Annotated in this window: 13 protein-coding genes; 10 read left to right on the plus strand and 3 right to left on the minus strand. The window is 69.8% G+C overall.

Annotated elements, in window-relative coordinates; translation table 11 throughout:
- Nucleotides 1-50: 50 nt before the first annotated feature.
- A complete protein-coding gene (gene arsC / locus A8G15_RS25525; protein WP_068165816.1) occupies nt 51-398 on the minus strand; it encodes an arsenate reductase (glutaredoxin) in 348 nt (115 codons plus the stop codon).
- Nucleotides 399-548: 150 nt separating this feature from the next.
- Between arsC and mscL the strand changes: the two genes are divergently transcribed.
- The 6 genes from mscL to A8G15_RS25555 all read left to right on the plus strand — a co-directional run bounded on the left by mscL (nt 549) and on the right by A8G15_RS25555 (nt 5,956).
- Nucleotides 549-980 carry a large conductance mechanosensitive channel protein MscL gene (gene mscL / locus A8G15_RS25530; protein WP_068165819.1) on the plus strand — a complete coding sequence of 144 codons (432 nt, stop codon included), beginning with the start codon at nt 549-551 and terminating at the stop codon, nt 978-980.
- Between the two features lie 84 nt (nt 981-1,064).
- Nucleotides 1,065-1,433 (plus strand): GntR family transcriptional regulator, encoded by a 369-nt coding sequence (locus tag A8G15_RS25535; RefSeq protein WP_068165821.1) that lies wholly within the window; start codon nt 1,065-1,067, stop codon nt 1,431-1,433.
- Nucleotides 1,434-1,554: 121 nt separating this feature from the next.
- Nucleotides 1,555-3,207, plus strand: coding sequence for a BCCT family transporter (locus tag A8G15_RS25540; protein WP_082900160.1), 1,653 nt, complete (start codon nt 1,555-1,557; stop codon nt 3,205-3,207).
- Nucleotides 3,204-3,716, plus strand: coding sequence for a class I SAM-dependent methyltransferase (locus tag A8G15_RS25545; RefSeq protein WP_068165825.1), 513 nt, complete (start codon nt 3,204-3,206; stop codon nt 3,714-3,716). The genes A8G15_RS25540 and A8G15_RS25545 overlap by 4 nt, the downstream gene beginning before the upstream one ends.
- Before the next feature lie 45 nt (nt 3,717-3,761).
- Nucleotides 3,762-5,075, plus strand: a complete 1,314-nt coding sequence (locus A8G15_RS25550; protein ID WP_068165842.1) for a class I SAM-dependent methyltransferase — start codon at nt 3,762-3,764, stop codon at nt 5,073-5,075.
- A gap of 59 nt (nt 5,076-5,134) precedes the next feature.
- The gene (locus tag A8G15_RS25555) at nt 5,135-5,956 is read left to right on the plus strand and encodes a T3SS (YopN, CesT) and YbjN peptide-binding chaperone 1 (RefSeq protein WP_156665563.1); all 822 of its coding nucleotides are present in this window, start codon (nt 5,135-5,137) and stop codon (nt 5,954-5,956) included.
- A 31-nt stretch (nt 5,957-5,987) separates the two neighbouring features.
- Here A8G15_RS25555 and A8G15_RS25560 read toward each other — a convergent pair whose 3' ends face one another.
- Nucleotides 5,988-7,541, minus strand: a complete 1,554-nt coding sequence (locus A8G15_RS25560; RefSeq protein WP_068165828.1) for a dolichyl-phosphate-mannose--protein mannosyltransferase — start codon at nt 7,539-7,541, stop codon at nt 5,988-5,990.
- A 23-nt stretch (nt 7,542-7,564) separates the two neighbouring features.
- On the opposite strand from A8G15_RS25560, the gene rsmI reads away from it, so the two are divergent.
- The 4 genes from rsmI to A8G15_RS25580 all read left to right on the plus strand — a co-directional run bounded on the left by rsmI (nt 7,565) and on the right by A8G15_RS25580 (nt 15,008).
- Nucleotides 7,565-8,425, plus strand: coding sequence for a 16S rRNA (cytidine(1402)-2'-O)-methyltransferase (gene rsmI / locus A8G15_RS25565; protein WP_068165830.1), 861 nt, complete (start codon nt 7,565-7,567; stop codon nt 8,423-8,425).
- 10 nt (nt 8,426-8,435) lie between these two features.
- Nucleotides 8,436-9,896, plus strand: a complete 1,461-nt coding sequence (cycA, locus tag A8G15_RS25570; protein ID WP_068165832.1) for a D-serine/D-alanine/glycine transporter — start codon at nt 8,436-8,438, stop codon at nt 9,894-9,896.
- A gap of 236 nt (nt 9,897-10,132) precedes the next feature.
- Entirely contained in the window at nt 10,133-10,573 is a 441-nt protein-coding gene (locus A8G15_RS25575) for an SPW repeat protein (RefSeq protein ID WP_211270243.1), read from the plus strand.
- 454 nt (nt 10,574-11,027) lie between these two features.
- The gene (locus tag A8G15_RS25580) at nt 11,028-15,008 is read left to right on the plus strand and encodes a WD40 repeat domain-containing protein (protein ID WP_068165837.1); all 3,981 of its coding nucleotides are present in this window, start codon (nt 11,028-11,030) and stop codon (nt 15,006-15,008) included.
- Here A8G15_RS25580 and A8G15_RS25585 read toward each other — a convergent pair.
- Nucleotides 14,947-15,863: chorismate-binding protein (locus A8G15_RS25585; RefSeq protein WP_156665564.1), on the minus strand; the 917-nt coding region annotated here is incomplete at its 5' end. The two genes, A8G15_RS25580 and A8G15_RS25585, sit on opposite strands and share 62 nt — an antisense overlap.

Below are 15,863 nucleotides of genomic sequence, written 5' to 3' on the forward strand. Positions count from 1 at the left end.
AGTCCGACGAGGACGTCCACGCCTCCGGGTAGAGGCGTGGACGCGGGGGCTCAGAGGATCTCGCGGACCTTGTCGACGGGACGAGCCAGGACGGTGCCCTTGTCGGTGACGACGATCGGCCGCTCGATGAGGATCGGATTCTCCGCCATCGCGTCGATCAGTTCGTCCTCGGACGCGTCGGCCAGGTTCAGTTCGGCGAACAACGATTCCTTCGTGCGGATCGCCTCGCTGGGCTTCAGGCCCGCGTCGTCGAGAAGCTTGCGCAGTCCGTCCCGGGACGGCGGCGTCTCGAGGTACTTCACGACGGTCGGCTCGATGCCGGCCTCCTGGAGAACCTTCAAGGTGTTGCGGGACGTGCTGCAACGGGGGTTGTGGTAGATCGTCGCGGTCTTGGCCATGACGCCATTGTGCCGTGCGTCGCATCCGCGGGCCGAGCGACACGGATGTCGCAAATGCCGGTGTTGAAGGTCGTGTGCGCGGGGCATACGATTTTCGCCCGTCGAAACAGCCGATACATACGTAATGCCGATAGGGAGGCGACGGGGGACATGCTCAAGGGTTTCAGGGATTTCCTGCTGCGTGGGAACGTGGTGGAGCTGGCGGTCGCAGTCGTCGTCGGTGCAGCCTTCACCGCGATCGTCACGGCCTTCACCAACAACATCGTCAATCCGCTCGTTTCCGCGGTCGGCGGTGCCAACGAGTACGGCTGGGGTTTCCAGATCACTTCCAGCCCTGAGACTTTCATCAACGTCGGGGCCGTCGTCACGGCCGTGATCAACTTCGTGATCATCGCCGCGGTGGTGTACTTCGTGCTCATCGTCCCGGTCAACGCCGCCAAGCACCGCTTCGCTCCGCCGAAGGAGTCGGAGGACAAGCCGCTGAGCGAAACGGACCTGCTCATCCAGATCCGCGACCTGCTCGAGAAGGGTACCTACGCGAAGGGCTCGGACGACGACGATCTCGACAAGGTGCGTGTCTGATCCGTCACACGCGACACGCGGTTTCCACCGGCCCCGGGCAGTGACGTCCGGGGCCGGTGCGTTGCGCGCTGGTAGCCTGCTCGCGTGCTCGACATCGCCATCGACCAGAGCTCCCCGACCCCTCCGTTCGAACAGTTGCGCCGGCGCATCGTGGAACTGGTGCGCCGCGACGAACTGATCGCCGGCACGAAACTGCCGACGGTGCGCGGCCTCGCCGAACATCTCGGAATCGCACCCAACACCGTCGCCAAGACCTATCGGGAACTCGAACAGGCCGGGGTTCTCGAGACGAGAGGTCGCGCGGGCACGTTCGTCGCGGCCGCCGCCTCGGGCGATCCGACGCTCACACTCGCCCAGCAGGCCACCACCACCTACGTCGCGGAACTGCGGGCCCTCGGCATGTCCGACGACGAAATCCTCGAGTTCGTCGTCGCGGCCGTGCGCGGAGCCTGACACCTCCGGCGTGTCCGATTCGTAACCCAGGTCGGATACGTCCTGATCAGGGTGTCTTTTTCGTCGGCGATTGCGGAGACAGGTGCTTGCGCCCGGCCCGGTTGTGGACCAGTTTTGATCCATGACAGTGCCTGCGGATCGAACCGGCTCGACACCCGAGCCCGGAACATCCGGTGCGCCGTTGTCCAACGGCCGCCCCGCCACCGGTGGTCCCGACCCCGGCCGTCCGTCCCGGCCCGCGGGCGACCGGGACGGACGAGCGTCGACGGACCGCGTCGTGTTCGGTGTCGCCGCGGCTCTCGTCGTCGGCATCGTCGTCTGGGGCCTGATCGCACCCGCCAACCTGAACACGGTGACCGGGCGGGTACTGGACGGGCTCGTCGAGGACCTCGGCTGGCTCTTCGTCCTGACCGCCAGCGGATTCGTGATCTTCGCGCTGTGGCTCGCGGTGAGCCGGTACGGGACGATTCCGCTCGGCAAGGACGGGGAGAAACCCGAGTTCCGCACGGTCAGCTGGATCGCGATGATGTTCAGCGCCGGCATGGGCATCGGCCTGATGTTCTACGGTGTCGCCGAACCGCTCTCGCACTACGTGTCGCCGCCGCCCCGCACCACCGGCGGCGCCGGGACGGCGATGGCCACGACGATGTTCCACTGGAGCCTGCACCCGTGGTCGATCTACGCGGTCGTGGGTCTGTCGATCGCGTACGGCACATACCGGAAAGGTCGCAAGCAGCTGATCAGTTCGGCGTTCGTGCCGTTGCTCGGCCGGCGCGCGGAAGGCCCGATCGGCAAGGTCATCGACATTCTCGCGCTGTATGCGACGCTGTTCGGCACGGCCGCCTCCCTCGGGCTCGGTGCCCTCCAGATCGGTTCCGGTTTCGAGGTCACGGGATGGATGGAGGAGGCGGGCGTCCTGCTGCTCGTCGCGATCGTCGCGATCCTGACGCTCGCGTTCATCGCGTCGGCCGTCTCCGGTGTCGCCAAGGGCATCCAGTGGCTGTCGAACATCAACATGGTGCTGGCGCTCGGGCTCGCCCTGTTCGTATTCGTGCTGGGCCCGACCGTGCTGATCCTCAATCTCGTCCCGACGACCCTCGGCGCGTACGCCGCGGACCTCGCCCGCATGTCCGCGCGCACCGCCGCATCGAGTCCCGAAGCGGGAGAGTGGCTTTCGTCGTGGACGATCTTCTACTGGGCGTGGTGGATCTCGTGGACCCCGTTCGTCGGCATGTTCCTGGCCCGCATCAGCCGGGGCCGCACCGTCCGGCAGTTCGTCGTCGGCGTCATCATCGTGCCCAGCATCGTCAGCCTGCTGTGGTTCGCGGTGTTCGGCGGCGCGGCCATCGGCCAGCAGGAGGCCGGCCTCGACATCGCCGGCGCGGGCAGTCTCGAGGAACAACTGTTCGGCGTGCTCGGCAACCTGCCGCTCGTCGGGGTGTCCACGGTCGTCGTGATGCTGCTGGTCGGGATCTTCTTCGTCTCCGGCGCCGATGCCGCGTCGATGGTGATGGGCACCCTCACCCAGCACGGAACGCTGTCGCCGAGCCGCTGGATCGTCGTGTTCTGGGGTGCGCTCACCGGCGGGGTCGCCGCGCTGCTGCTGTGGACCGGCGGGTCCGAAGCACTCGGTGCCCTGCAGACCATGACGATCATCGCCGCGGCACCGTTCGTGGTCGTCATGGTCGGATTGTGTGTCTCCCTGTACCGCGACCTCTCCCACGACCCGCTGATGTACCGGCCCCCGCAGCGGACGCTGCGGCGGACCGGATGAGGGCGGTCCCGGACCGCATCGCGTTCGCGGTCGAGGCGATGGCCCCGCGGCCCGGTACCCGGGTGCTCGAGATCGGATGCGGAGGCGGGGTGGCAGTGGCGCTGGTGCGGGAGCGCATCGGCCCCGACGGCACGGTCGTCGGCATCGACCGCTCGGCGATCCAGGTCGACCGTGCCCGGCGCCGCAATCCCGGCGACGGTGTCGAGCTGCGGGTCGCCCGGTTCCCGGACATTCCCGGCGACGATTCGTTCGATCTGATCTTCGCGATCGATGTGCCCGCGTTCCGCACCGGCGATCCGGCCGTAGCCTCGGCGGCGGCGCCGTTGCTGCGTCCGGGCGGGGAACTGTGGGTGTTCGACGAACCGCCGCCCGGCACCGCGACCGGACCGGTCTCGATGCGGATCAGCGCCCTGCTGTCGGAGGCGGGATTCGCGATCGTCGACATGGTCGAGCGGGGCCGGACGGTGGGAGTGCTCGCGGCGCCGATCGCTTCCGTCGAGGAAGGTTGACCGTTCACCGCGTGTCGTCGCCGCCGGTGCGCGACAGTGATGATCATGAAGTCGGCTGCACCCCGGCTCTTGTCGGCCTTCGAATCCCTGCTCGGGGTCCCGTTACCCGTCCACGTGCGGTGCTGGGACGGCTCCGAGGCCGGGCCGCCCGACACGGACACGCAGGCCCGGGTCGTGTTCCGCAGCCGGCGCGCACTTCGCCGCATCCTCTGGGCACCCAACGAACTCGGACTCACCCGCGCCTACATCTCCGGTGACCTCGACATCGACGGCGACCTGTACGCGCTGCTGGGGGTGCCGGACCTCGTCGCCCGGATCGGCGACCACCGGCTCGGCGGGCTGCGGCCGCGCACGGTGGCCCGCGCCGCCGCGACCTTCGTGCGGCTCGGTGCGGTCGGGCCGCCCCCGCGGCCACCCGCCGTCGAGATCCGCAACCGTCGCGGGACCCGGCACAGCAGGGACCGCGACTCGGAATCGGTGTCGCACCACTACGACGTCGGCAACGACTTCTACCGGTTGTTCCTCGGCCCGAGCATGGTCTACTCGTGCGGCTACTGGGCGGACGAGAAGGCCGGGCTGGACACCGCCCAGCTGGACAAGTGCGATCTGGTGTGCCGCAAGCTGGGCCTCGAACCCGGGATGCGGCTGCTCGACGTCGGCTGCGGGTGGGGGTCGCTGGCGATGCACGCCGCCCGCGAGTACGCCGTCGACGTGGTCGGGGTGACGCTCAGCCGCGAACAACGCGACCTGGCGACGACCCGCATCGCCCGGGCCGGTCTGTCCGACCGGATCGGGATCCGGTTGCAGGACTACCGCGACATCGACGACGGCCCGTTCGACGCGATCGCGAGCGTCGGTATGGCCGAGCACGTGGGGCTGGTGAACCTGCCGCTGTACGCGGCGGACCTGTACGCGCTGCTGCGGCCCGGCGGCCGGCTCCTCAACCATGCGATCGCGCGGGTGCGCTCGCTGCCGGACCGGACCGGGCGGGCACCGTCGTTCATCGACCGTTACATCTTCCCGGACGGCGAGGTGCTGCCGCTCAGCAAGACGATCGACGCGTTCGAACGAACCGGCCTGGAAGTGCGGGACAGCGAATCGCTGCGGGAGCACTATGCGCTGACGCTGCGCGCGTGGGTGTCGAACCTGCTCGGATCGTGGGACGAGGCGGTGCGATCGGTCGGTGAGGAACGGGCCCGCACGTGGCTGCTGTACCTGACCGCGAGCGCCCTCGGATTCGAGGTGCCGAACCGGCTCACCGTCCACCAGGTCCTCGCGGTGCGCCCGGCCGCGGACGGGAGCAGCGCTCTGCCCCGCACCCGGGATCTGTGGCTGCGTCCCACGCGCGCCGCGACCTGATTGTCGGTCCCTCGCAGTAGCGTGACGCTGCCCGCGGTTTACTGCGAGAGGAGATGTTCGTGAACGACATCGACCACTTCGACGAATCGGTCGAGCTCGCCTGGGCCCGGTTCCGGTCGCAGATGGCCCGAAGCATCGGTGCGCTACCGGACGGCGACGTCGTCGAGCTGCGTGCGGACACGGCGCTGACGCCGGTCGCCGGGATGAGGATCGAACGCCGGCCGGGCGTCGGGGCGCACGCGAGCATTCTGGCCCCGCCGGAGGGCCGCGGCCCGATCGCGCCGCCGTGGTGCCCGCCCCGCACACCCGCGACACTCGGCGACCCCGACGCCGTCGCCTCGTGGGTGGTGAGCGTGCTGCGCGAACGCTGGGACGTCGTCGAACCCGCGTTCGTGCAGGTCGGATCGCCCCACGGCGTCGACGGAGCGCAGTGGTACGACGACCTGCGCGCCCGTGTCGGCGATGCGCTCGCGCACGTCCTGGGCCGGCCCGCCAGCATCGACGCCGACGGCGACTTCGTGCTGGTTCTCGACTCGCAGGTCATCTTCGTGATCGTCGACCGCACCGTGCCGGCGATCCGGGTGTGGACCCCGCTCCTGCACCGGATCACCGATCGGATCGGGGCCGCGCACTGGGTGGACAGGCTCCGGCCCGAACCGGGGATGCGCGCGCTCATCGTCGAGGACCGGCTGGTCGGAACCGTGGAGATCCCGGCCGCGCCGTTCGACCCGGCCCGGCTGGAGGAGCGGATCACGGAGATGCGCCTGCTCATGCCGGCGGTGGCCCGGCGGGTCGCCACGAACTTCGGGGGTGTCCACTACACCGACGACGATCGCCGGCCGGACTCGCCGGACGCAACGCTGTTCGACGACTGGTACTGACCGGATCGGCGGCGAGCGCGGACGGTGGCCGTCAGCGCCAGCTCGGCAGCCACAACTGGTCGTGCCAATGGTCGACCGTGATCGGCACTCCGGTCAGGATCGGCCACAACCACACGAAGTTCGCGACGACCAGACCCACGTACAGGCACACGACGAGCAGGCCCGTCGAGCGCCGTTCCCGCGACGCCCGCGCCGAGCCGAGTACATCACCGAGCACGAGTGTCACGCCCATCACCAGGAACGGCGCCAGCGGCACCGCATAGAAGTAGTACATCTGCCGGTCGAGGGTCGCGAACCACGGCAGCAGCGCCGCGCCGTAGCCGGTGAGCACGGCCGCCCACCGCCAGTCGCGGCGCACCACGATCTGCCACAGGCCCCACGCGACCATCGCCAGCGACACCCACCACAGGGTGGGGGTGCCGATGAGCATCACGGCCTTGACGCATTCGTCTTCGCCGCAGCCGCGGATGCGGTCGCCGTCGGCGAAGTAGTACAGCATCGGCCGCAACCCCATCGGCCACGTCCACGGTTTCGACTCCCACGGGTGATGGTTGCCGGCCGAATTGGTCAGCCCGGAGTGGAACTCGAGCACGTTCGCGCTGTAGTACCACAGCGACCGCAGCGAATCCGGCACGAACGAGAACGGGCCGTCGGTGCCGATCTTCGTGCCCACGGCGTGCCGGTCCACGCCGGTTTCGCTGGCGAACCACGCCCAGTAGGTGGACAGATACACACCCAGCGGGATCAGCACCAGCGCGTACAGGGCCGGGCCGATGTCGCGCAGCGCGGTACCCACCCACGGCCGCCGCACCCCGTAGGAGCGGCGCGCGGCGAGGTCGAACGCCACCGACATCAACCCGAAGAACGCGATGAAGTACGCGCCGGACCATTTGGTGCCGACGGCGAGGCCCAGCAGCACACCCGCACCGAACCGCCACCAGCGGATCCCGAGCCGCGGCCCCCAGTCGCTGACCGCGATGCGGCCCTCGGCGACGACCCGCGCCATCCGGGCACGGACCTCGTCGCGGTCCACGATCAGGCAGCCGAACGCACCGACGACGAACACCGCCTGGAAGATGTCGAGCATCCCCATCCGCGACGAGACGAACGTGACACCGTCGACGACGAGCAGCACCCCGGCGAGCCCGCCGAGCAGGGTCGAGCGGGTCATCCGGCGGACGACGCGCACCACCAGCAGCACCAGGATCGTGCCCGCGACCGCCGAGGAGAACCGCCAGCCCCAGCCGTTGTAACCGAACAGGGCCTCGCCGACCGCGATGAGCTGTTTTCCGACCGGCGGATGCACCACCAGCCCGTAGCCGGGGTTGTCCTCGATCCAGCCGCCGGTGAGCACCTGCCAGCCCTGCGGCACGTAGTGCTTCTCGTCGAACACCGGCGTCTTCGCGTCGGTGGGGTAGTGGAGCATCGCGAAGCGGGTGATCGCGGCGAGCGCGGTGACGAACGCGGTCACGACCCAGCCGCGCGCCCGGTCGACCGGACCGGGATCGGCAGGGGGCACCAGCGGGCCCGGGCTCAGAAGGCGGCGGTCGGGGGCCTCGGCGGGGCGCTCGTCCGTCACGGTCACGGTCCGATCGTAGGCTGATACGCATGCAGGCAGAGAATCCGGGACAGGGACGGCTCGTGCTGGCGGCGACTCCGATGGGCGATATCGGGGACGCCTCGAGCAGGCTCCGCGAAGCCCTCGCGACCGCCGACGTCGTCGCCGCCGAGGACACCCGGCGCACCCGGTCGCTCGCCGCCGCTCTCGGTGTGACCATCACCGGCCGCGTCGTCAGCTTCTACGACCAGGTGGAGGTGACGCGTGCGCCCGCCCTGATCGCGGACATCGAGGCGGGACTGACGGTGCTGCTCGTCACCGATGCGGGCATGCCGTCGGTCAGCGACCCCGGATACCGGCTGGTGTCCGCGTGCGTCGCCGCGGATCTGCCCGTCACGTGCCTGCCCGGGCCGTCCGCGGTGACCACCGCGCTCGCACTGTCGGGGCTGCCCGTCGAACGGTTCTGCTTCGACGGGTTCCCGCCGCGCAAGTCCGGTCCGCGCCGCACCTGGCTGCAGACCCTGGTGACCGAACCGCGCGCGGTGGTGTTCTTCGAGGCCCCGCACAGGCTGGCGGCGTGCCTGGCCGACGCGGTCGCGGTGCTGGGCGCGGACCGCCGCGCCGCGGTGTGCCGGGAACTGACCAAGACGTACGAGGAGGTGCGCCGCGGCACGCTCGGGGAGCTCGCCGAATGGGCCGTCGACGGTGCGCGCGGTGAGATCACCGTCGTGCTCGAGGGGGCGTCACCACACGTCGCCGACCCCGAGGATCTCGTCGAGGAGGTCGAGCGGCTCGTCGCCGGCGGCATGCGGCTGAAGGACGCGTGCGGGCAGATCGCGACGGCCGGGGCATCGAAGCGCGAACTGTACGACGCGGTACTGGCAGCGCGAGGACAAAACGGACAGCAGTAATGTCGTTGCGATGAGTGAGGGAGTGCAGCAGGAGTCCGTCGCCGCCGAACCGCATCTTTCGCGGCAGCTGTCGAACCGGCACATCCAGCTCATCGCGATCGGCGGTGCCATCGGCACCGGCCTGTTCATGGGGTCGGGGAAAACGATCTCCCTCGCCGGCCCGTCGGTGATCTTCGTGTACATGATCATCGGTTTCATGTTGTTCTTCGTCATGCGGGCGATGGGCGAGCTGCTGCTGTCGAACCTGCACTACAAGTCGTTCGCCGATTTCGCGGCGGACCTGCTGGGTCCGTGGGCGGGCTTCTTCACGGGCTGGACGTACTGGTTCTGCTGGATCGTCACCGGGATCGCCGACATCATCGCGATCTCCGGGTACGTGCGGTACTGGTGGTCGGACGTGCCGCTGTGGATTCCCGCGCTGGCGGCGATCCTCGCGTTGCTGCTGCTGAACCTGCCGACGGTCCGGGCCTTCGGCGAGACCGAATTCTGGTTCGCCCTCATCAAGATCGTCGCGATCGTCAGTCTCATCGTGGTCGGTCTGGTCATGATCATCGGAGGGTTCACCGCCCCCAACGGCGCGACCGCCGGATTCGACAACCTGTGGAACGACGGCGGGTTCTTCCCGACCGGCCCGATGGGGTTCGTCGCGGGCTTCCAGATCGCGGTGTTCGCGTTCGTCGGTATCGAGCTGGTCGGCACCACGGCCGCCGAGGCCAAGGACCCGGAGAAGAATCTGCCGAAGGCGATCAACTCGATCCCGATCCGTGTGCTCCTGTTCTACGTCGCGGCGCTGGTCGTGATCATGTCGGTGACGCCGTGGCGGGAGATCGAGGCCGGACGCAGCCCGTTCGTGGCGATGTTCACCCTCGCCGGCCTCGGTATCGCCGCGTCCGTCATCAACTTCGTGGTGCTCACGTCGGCGGCGTCGTCCGCGAACTCGGGCATCTATTCGACGTCGCGGATGGTGTACGGACTCGCGCAGGAAGGCGACGCACCGGCGGCGCTGGGCCGGCTCAACCGTCGCAAGGTACCGGCCAACGCGCTGATGTTCTCGTGCGTGTTCCTGCTGTCCGCGATCGTGCTGCTCTTCGCCGGCGACTCGGTGATCGAGGCGTTCACGCTCGTCACGACGATCTCGGCGCTGCTGTTCATGTTCGTGTGGTCGATCATCCTGGCGAGCTACCTGCGCTACCGGAAACGCCGACCGCACCTGCACGAGGTCTCGAAGTTCAAGATGCCCGGCGGTGTGCCGATGGTGTGGGTCGTCTACGCCTTCTTCGTGTTCATCATCTGGGCGCTCACCCAGGAGTCGGACACGCTGAAGGCGCTGCTGGTGACACCGGTGTGGTTCGTGGTGCTCGCGATCGCGTGGGCGTTCCTGCGCCGCCGGCCGCAGCACCGCGCCCGCTATGCCGCGTTCCGCAAGGACCTGGACGACGAGGCCGCAGCCGAGGAATCGGCGCGCCACTGAGCAGCGCGACCGCCCGCCGGGCCACGTGGAATCTCTCCCCGAGCGGGGGTACGCACCCCTTTTGCTGCGGCCCACCAGGGTGTGGAATGGAATGGTCACACCGGACTCGGGAGCCGTCTATGGGCCTTTTGATTCCTCGATCGCGATCCTGTTGATCGCTCGGTAGTCCCACCAACCAACGACCGATACGGCGCGCGGGGCCGCGGTCCTGTGCGCCGGCCCGGGAGATGAGAACGATGTCCACATCCGCACACGAAGCGATGCGCACCCACCCGGACATTCTCGAGATGCGGGCGCGCTACGAGCGGGCGGCCGAACAGCCCCCGGCGCAGGTGGTCGACGGATTGCTGATGATGGCCGGTCTCTATGCGGCGTGTTCGGCATGGATCGTCGGCTTCAGCGGCCAGATGAACCTGACCATGAGCAACCTGTTCACGGGCCTCGCGGTGGCGCTGCTGGCGGCCGCGTTCGGTACTGCGCTCGCCCGGACCCACGGCATGACGTTCGTGGCGCCGCTGCTCGGGGTCTGGTTGATCGTTTCGCCGTGGGTGGTCGCCGGTGTGACCACCAGCACCGGAATGATCTGGTCCAACGTCGTCGTCGGCATCGTGGTCTGCGTGCTGGGCCTCGCCGCCGCTGCGATGGGGACCGATCTCATGACCCGCTCGCGCTCATGACGCGCTGACCCGCCGCGGCCCACGCCGCGCCCACTCCGCCCGGAGACGAGCGGAGTGGCGCAGTGTTGCGCGCTCAGCCGAGCGCGAGAATGAGCAGGACCGAGGCGGCGACGGTGCCTGCCGCGACGAAGGACGGGGAAACCAGGGCGGAGATCCGGTCGACGATACTGATCATGGTCACCTCTTGGCCGGACAGTGAGCCGGACCAGCGCTTCCCCACACCGACCGGAACTACCCCTCGAACATCTAAGTTCCCATCGGCGTGGGGCCACGCTGCTGGCGAGACGGTTCTCGCTTCGACGACGACTCTGCTCCCCAAAAACCACCCAACCAACATCAGCATGCTGCGGAACGGATATCATCCCAGGTCAGGGTAGGTGAGGAATTTTTCCGCAGCGGAGTTTTCCTCGCATCCGAAGATGGTTCGGCGGGATCGGGAGGTGCGGAAGCGGCTATGGCAGAGCGCGACGGCCTCCCCGAAACGGACGCCCGGCAGTTCTTCGCGGACCAGTTGCGCATGTTGTTCGCCGCCGCCGGCCGACCGCCCCTGAAGAAGGTCGAAACCGAGTCCGCGGCCGTTGCGCGCGCCATGGGCAGCGATCGCACGGTGTCGGTGCAGCGGCTCAGCGACTGGCGTTCGGGCAAGCGCCTGCCCGCCAGCTTCGAGACGGTGCGTCCGGTGCTCGTCGCACTCGTCCGCGCCGCCCGCGCACTGAACGCGGAACCGCCCACACCGGGGCTGTACTCCCTGAAACAGTGGCAGGTCTGGTGGGACCGGGCCCGCGGAACGTCGTCGGTGCCGGGCCGTTCCGTCGAACCGCCCGAACCCGTGCCGGCACCCCCGGCAGGGGTACGTCCGTACCGCGGTCTCGCCGCGTACCGGGAGAAGGACGCGTGGCTGTTCTTCGGGCGCGCCGAGAGCGTGCGCGAACTCGTCGACGTCACGGTCGCGGCGCACGGCCACGGACCGGTGATCGTGACCGGTGCATCGGGCGTCGGCAAGTCGTCGCTCGTGCAGGCCGGGCTGATCCCGGAGTTGTGCGGGGACGGTGACTGCCGGCCCGTCGTGCTGACCCCGGGACGGCATCCGCTCGCCCGGCTCGCCGAGGCGATCCCCGAACTCGCCGATCCCGCTGCGGTCCGCGCCGACGCGGTCGCCGTTCAGCGTGCGCTCCGGGCCGCGGCCACGCGGATGGGATGTTCGTCGCTGCTGATCGTCGTCGACCAGACAGAGGAACTGTTCACCCAGTGCAGCGACCGCACCGAGCGATCGCAGTTCCTGGGCGTGCTCGAGCGGGCGTCGACCACCGTCGACCACGAGGACGCCCCGGCGACGGTCGTGGGGACGATGCGCTCGGATTTCTACGAGCAGGCCGTGGCCTATCCGGTGCTGGCCCGTGCACTCGAACGACGCACCAAGACGGTGCGTCCGCTGCACCGCGAGGATCTCGCCGATGTGATCACCGAACCGGCGAAGCTCGTCGGCGTCAAACTCGAACCCGGCCTGGCCGATCTGATCCTCAACGACCTCGGAGTACTCACCGCGGGGGAGATCAGCGGCACGGAGCTGCCGCTGCTGTCGCACCTGCTCGACACCATGTGGGACCGCCGCCGCGGCGGGAGCCTCACCGTCGCCGGATACCGCGTCACCGGCGGCGTGCGGGGCTCGATCGCCGCGAGCGCCGAACGCGCCTGGAAGGAACTCGACGATCGAGGCCGGAAGCTGGCCCGCTCGATGCTGGTGCACCTGGTGTACGTCACCACGACCGGCACCGATGTGAAGATCGCGCGCCCGCTCACCCAACTGCTCGCACTCGGGGACGATCGGGCCGCCGCGAACCGCGTTCTCGACCATTTCGTGTCCGCCCGCGTGGTCGTCGTCGACGCCGGGCACGCCGAACTGATCCACGACGCTGTGATCGAGGCGTGGCCGCGCCTGAAGTCCTGGATCCACGAGGACCGGTCGTCGGCGGCGCTGCGTCAGCAACTCGAAGCGGATGCGACGAACTGGATCGAGAGCGGACGCAACGAGAACATGCTCTACCAGCGCGGACGCATGGATCTCGTCACCGAACAGGACGCGCGGCTGAGCCGGGTGGGTCGCGGCCGGCGGGAGATCGGTGCGGCACTGAGCCCCACCGCCGTCGATTTCCTCGCCGCGTCCCGCCGCGAGATCGAACGCTCCACCCGGTGGCGGCGGGCGATCATCGCCGGGCTCGCCGTCTCGACGATCGTCTCGCTCGTGACGGGCACACTCGCGTGGACCGCGAAGAACCGAGCCGAGGACGAACGCAGTACCGCAGAATTCCAGCAGGTCATCGCACTCGCCGACGCCATGCGCGACGACGATCCGACGACCTCCGCCGACCTGTCGCTGGCCGCGGTGCAACTGCGGCCCGACAGCGACATCGCCTACTCGCGGCTGGTCGCCACCCAGGGGATTCCGCTCGCGCGGTCCCTCGACGGGCACACCGGACCGGTGTACGGGCTGGCGGTCTCACCCGACGGAACGGTTCTCGCCTCGGCCAGCGACGACGGCACCGTGCGCCTGTGGGACCTGTCCGATCGCAGCGATCCGAAACCGATCGGGCAGCCGCTGACACAGATGCCCGACTACATGGCGTCGGTGTCGTTCAGCCCCGACGGTCGCCGTCTCGCGGCGGGAGGCGCCGACGGTGGCGTGCAGATCTGGGACGTCACCGACCGGAACACACCTGTCGTGCTGCTCGACCGCCGGGTGCTGCCCGACGTGGTCGTGCACAACGTGCGGTACTCCCCGGACGGCCGGGTGCTGGCGGTGCCGTACGACGACGGCACCGTCGCCCTCGTCGACACGACCACCCCGGACTTCCCGGTGACCGTGCTCGACGCCCACGACGGCGCCGTCCGGACCGCGGTCTTCCGCACCGACGGTTCGGTCCTCGCGACCACCAGCGACGATCGCAGCGTCCGGCTGTGGGACGTCACCGACCCGGCCGCACCCACCCCGATCGGACCGCCGCTGACCGGGTTCGGCGATGTCGCGCACTCCGCGGACTTCGATCCCGCGGGCACGAGACTCGTGGTGAGCAGCGACGACGGCATGCTCCACCTGTTCGACACCACCGACATCGCGGCGACCCGTCCGCTCGGCCCTCCGGCCCGCGCCCACACCGGGGGCGTGTGGAAGGTGACGTTCCTGCCCGACGGACGCACGGTCGCGTCCGCGTCGTGGGACGGCACCGCGAAGCTGTGGTCCGTCGACCCGGACGCCGGGATCGTCGACGAACTGAAGCCGGGACTCACCGGCAACGGGGGCGGACTGTCCGTCCTGGCCGTGACACCGGACGGCGAGACCGTCGTCACCGGCGGCCAGGACGCCACCATCCGGATCTGGACATTGCCGCCCGGCCGCGTCGGCGTCTCCGATTCCGCCCTGACCCTGCCGTCCACCGACCGGTCCGGCAGGCTCGCCGCGACCGGCGGTTACGACTCGGTGGTCGATCTGTGGCGCATCGACGAGCGCGGTCGCTGGCGGCAGGCGGCCTCGATGGACCTGCCGCGGCCGCTCGGCGGCGCCACCGTCGTCGCCTTGTCGCCGTCGGGGACGGTCCTCGCGACGGCGCCGACCTCCGGCGGGAGTGTCCGATTGTGGGATGTGGCCGATCCGGCACGGCCCCGCCCACTCGGGGACCCTGTGCCCCTGGGTACCCGGTTCACCTGGGAGCTGGCGTTCACCCCGGACGGTGCGACGCTGGTGACCGGTGCCGACGATCAGTCGGTGACCCTGTGGAACGTGACCGATCCGGCGCGTCCGGTGCCGCGCGGCGGGCCGCTGACCGGGCCCACGAACCTGGTGCGCAGCGCGGCCGTGAGCCCGGACGCCCGCAGCCTCGTCGTGACCAGTGCCGACGGCCGGATCTACGCGTGGGACATCGCGGATCCGGACCGCCCGGCCGCGGTGCCGGTGTCCGGCGGGCACGAGGCGGGGGTCAACGGGGTGTCGTTCGGCGGGGACGGGTCGGTGCTGGCGACCGGCGGCGACGATCACGCGGTGGTCATCTGGGATCGTGGCGACGACGGCGGATTCACCGCACGGGACACGCCGTTGCGGGGGCACACCGGCACGGTCTATTCGGTGTCCGTGTCGCCCGGCGGCGAAGTCGTGGCCAGCGGCAGCGACGACGGAACCGTCCGCCTGTGGGATGTGTCGGCTCCGCGCGCGATGCGGGCGCTGGGCGGACCCATCACCGACACCGGGGTGGGCCGCTGGCAGGTGCGCTTCCTGCCGGACGGCACGGTGACGGCGGCCGGTGGCGACGGGGTGATCCGGCGGTGGAGCCTCGACCCGGACGACGTCACCGAGCACATCTGCTCGTCGACGACGGGAGAGATCAGCGCGGTGCTCCCGCAGTTCGAGCTGCCGGCGGGGGGTCTGGACGTGTGCTCGGGCTGAGCTGCAGGATGCTCGCCGCTTTGTCCAGGCATTCCTGCCACTCGGCGTCCGGATCGGAATCGATGGTGATGCCCCCGCCGACCCCGAGCGCGCACTCGGCGGTACCGGATTCCACGGCACCGAACTCGACCGTGCGGATCGCGACGTTCAGTTCGGGACCGGCGGGGGGGCGGGTTGCGCCGACCGTCGACACCAGATGCCACACACCGGGTGCGGGATGCACGCCGAGCAGGTCGGGAACGGTGACGGTCCCAGTCTCGGCGACCCGGCCGAGGTCGTTGCGGACCAGATCGACGATCATCACGTTCTCGGCGACGTCCTTGACCGAGGCCCGCAACTCGGCGGGATCGCGGTGCAACGGCAGCGTGCCCTTGATCGGCCCCGATTCGACGCGGTCGCCGCGGCGGTTCGGGCGGGTGGCCTCGATCGCGTCGGCGAAGAACGCGAGCGGGTCGCCGGACCACCGGCCGGTGAACCGTCCGCACACGCACGCCTGGTACACCTCACCGGCCCGGATCGCTTCGAGGCACTGTTCGACGCCGTGCCGGTGCGCCGCCCGGTCCGGCGGAATCCAGTCGATGTGCCAGCCGGTGCCGGCGATCTGCGGATCGCGCACGGCGGCGGCCAGGTCCGGCGGGCACGGCCGGTCGGTCAGCGTCTCGTACCACCAGCAGCCTGCGTCGTCGAGCCGCAGCACCACGTCGGTCCAGCCGCCCGCGGCGGCCGGCAGCGCCGGTGTCGTCGGCAGGCGATCCGGGTACGCGAGATAACCGACCCATCCGCCCCCGATGAGCGGTCCGTCCTCCCGGGTGAGGGGACCCCGCATTCGGTCCGGCCGGGTGAAGGTTCCCCTCA

This window comes from Rhodococcus phenolicus (genome assembly GCF_001646785.1).
Classification (GTDB): domain Bacteria; phylum Actinomycetota; class Actinomycetes; order Mycobacteriales; family Mycobacteriaceae; genus Rhodococcus; species Rhodococcus phenolicus.

Coding starts and splice junctions, on each gene's coding strand:
- A8G15_RS25545 (WP_068165825.1), top strand. CDS start 3,204: ATGAGGGCGGTCCCGGACCGCATCGCGTTCGCGGTCGAGGCGATGGCC.
- A8G15_RS25580 (WP_068165837.1), top strand. CDS start 11,028: ATGGCAGAGCGCGACGGCCTCCCCGAAACGGACGCCCGGCAGTTCTTC.
- mscL (WP_068165819.1), top strand. CDS start 549: ATGCTCAAGGGTTTCAGGGATTTCCTGCTGCGTGGGAACGTGGTGGAG.
- A8G15_RS25550 (WP_068165842.1), top strand. CDS start 3,762: ATGAAGTCGGCTGCACCCCGGCTCTTGTCGGCCTTCGAATCCCTGCTC.
- arsC (WP_068165816.1), bottom strand. CDS start 398: ATGGCCAAGACCGCGACGATCTACCACAACCCCCGTTGCAGCACGTCC.
- A8G15_RS25540 (WP_082900160.1), top strand. CDS start 1,555: ATGACAGTGCCTGCGGATCGAACCGGCTCGACACCCGAGCCCGGAACA.
- A8G15_RS25575 (WP_211270243.1), top strand. CDS start 10,133: ATGTCCACATCCGCACACGAAGCGATGCGCACCCACCCGGACATTCTC.
- rsmI (WP_068165830.1), top strand. CDS start 7,565: ATGCAGGCAGAGAATCCGGGACAGGGACGGCTCGTGCTGGCGGCGACT.
- cycA (WP_068165832.1), top strand. CDS start 8,436: ATGAGTGAGGGAGTGCAGCAGGAGTCCGTCGCCGCCGAACCGCATCTT.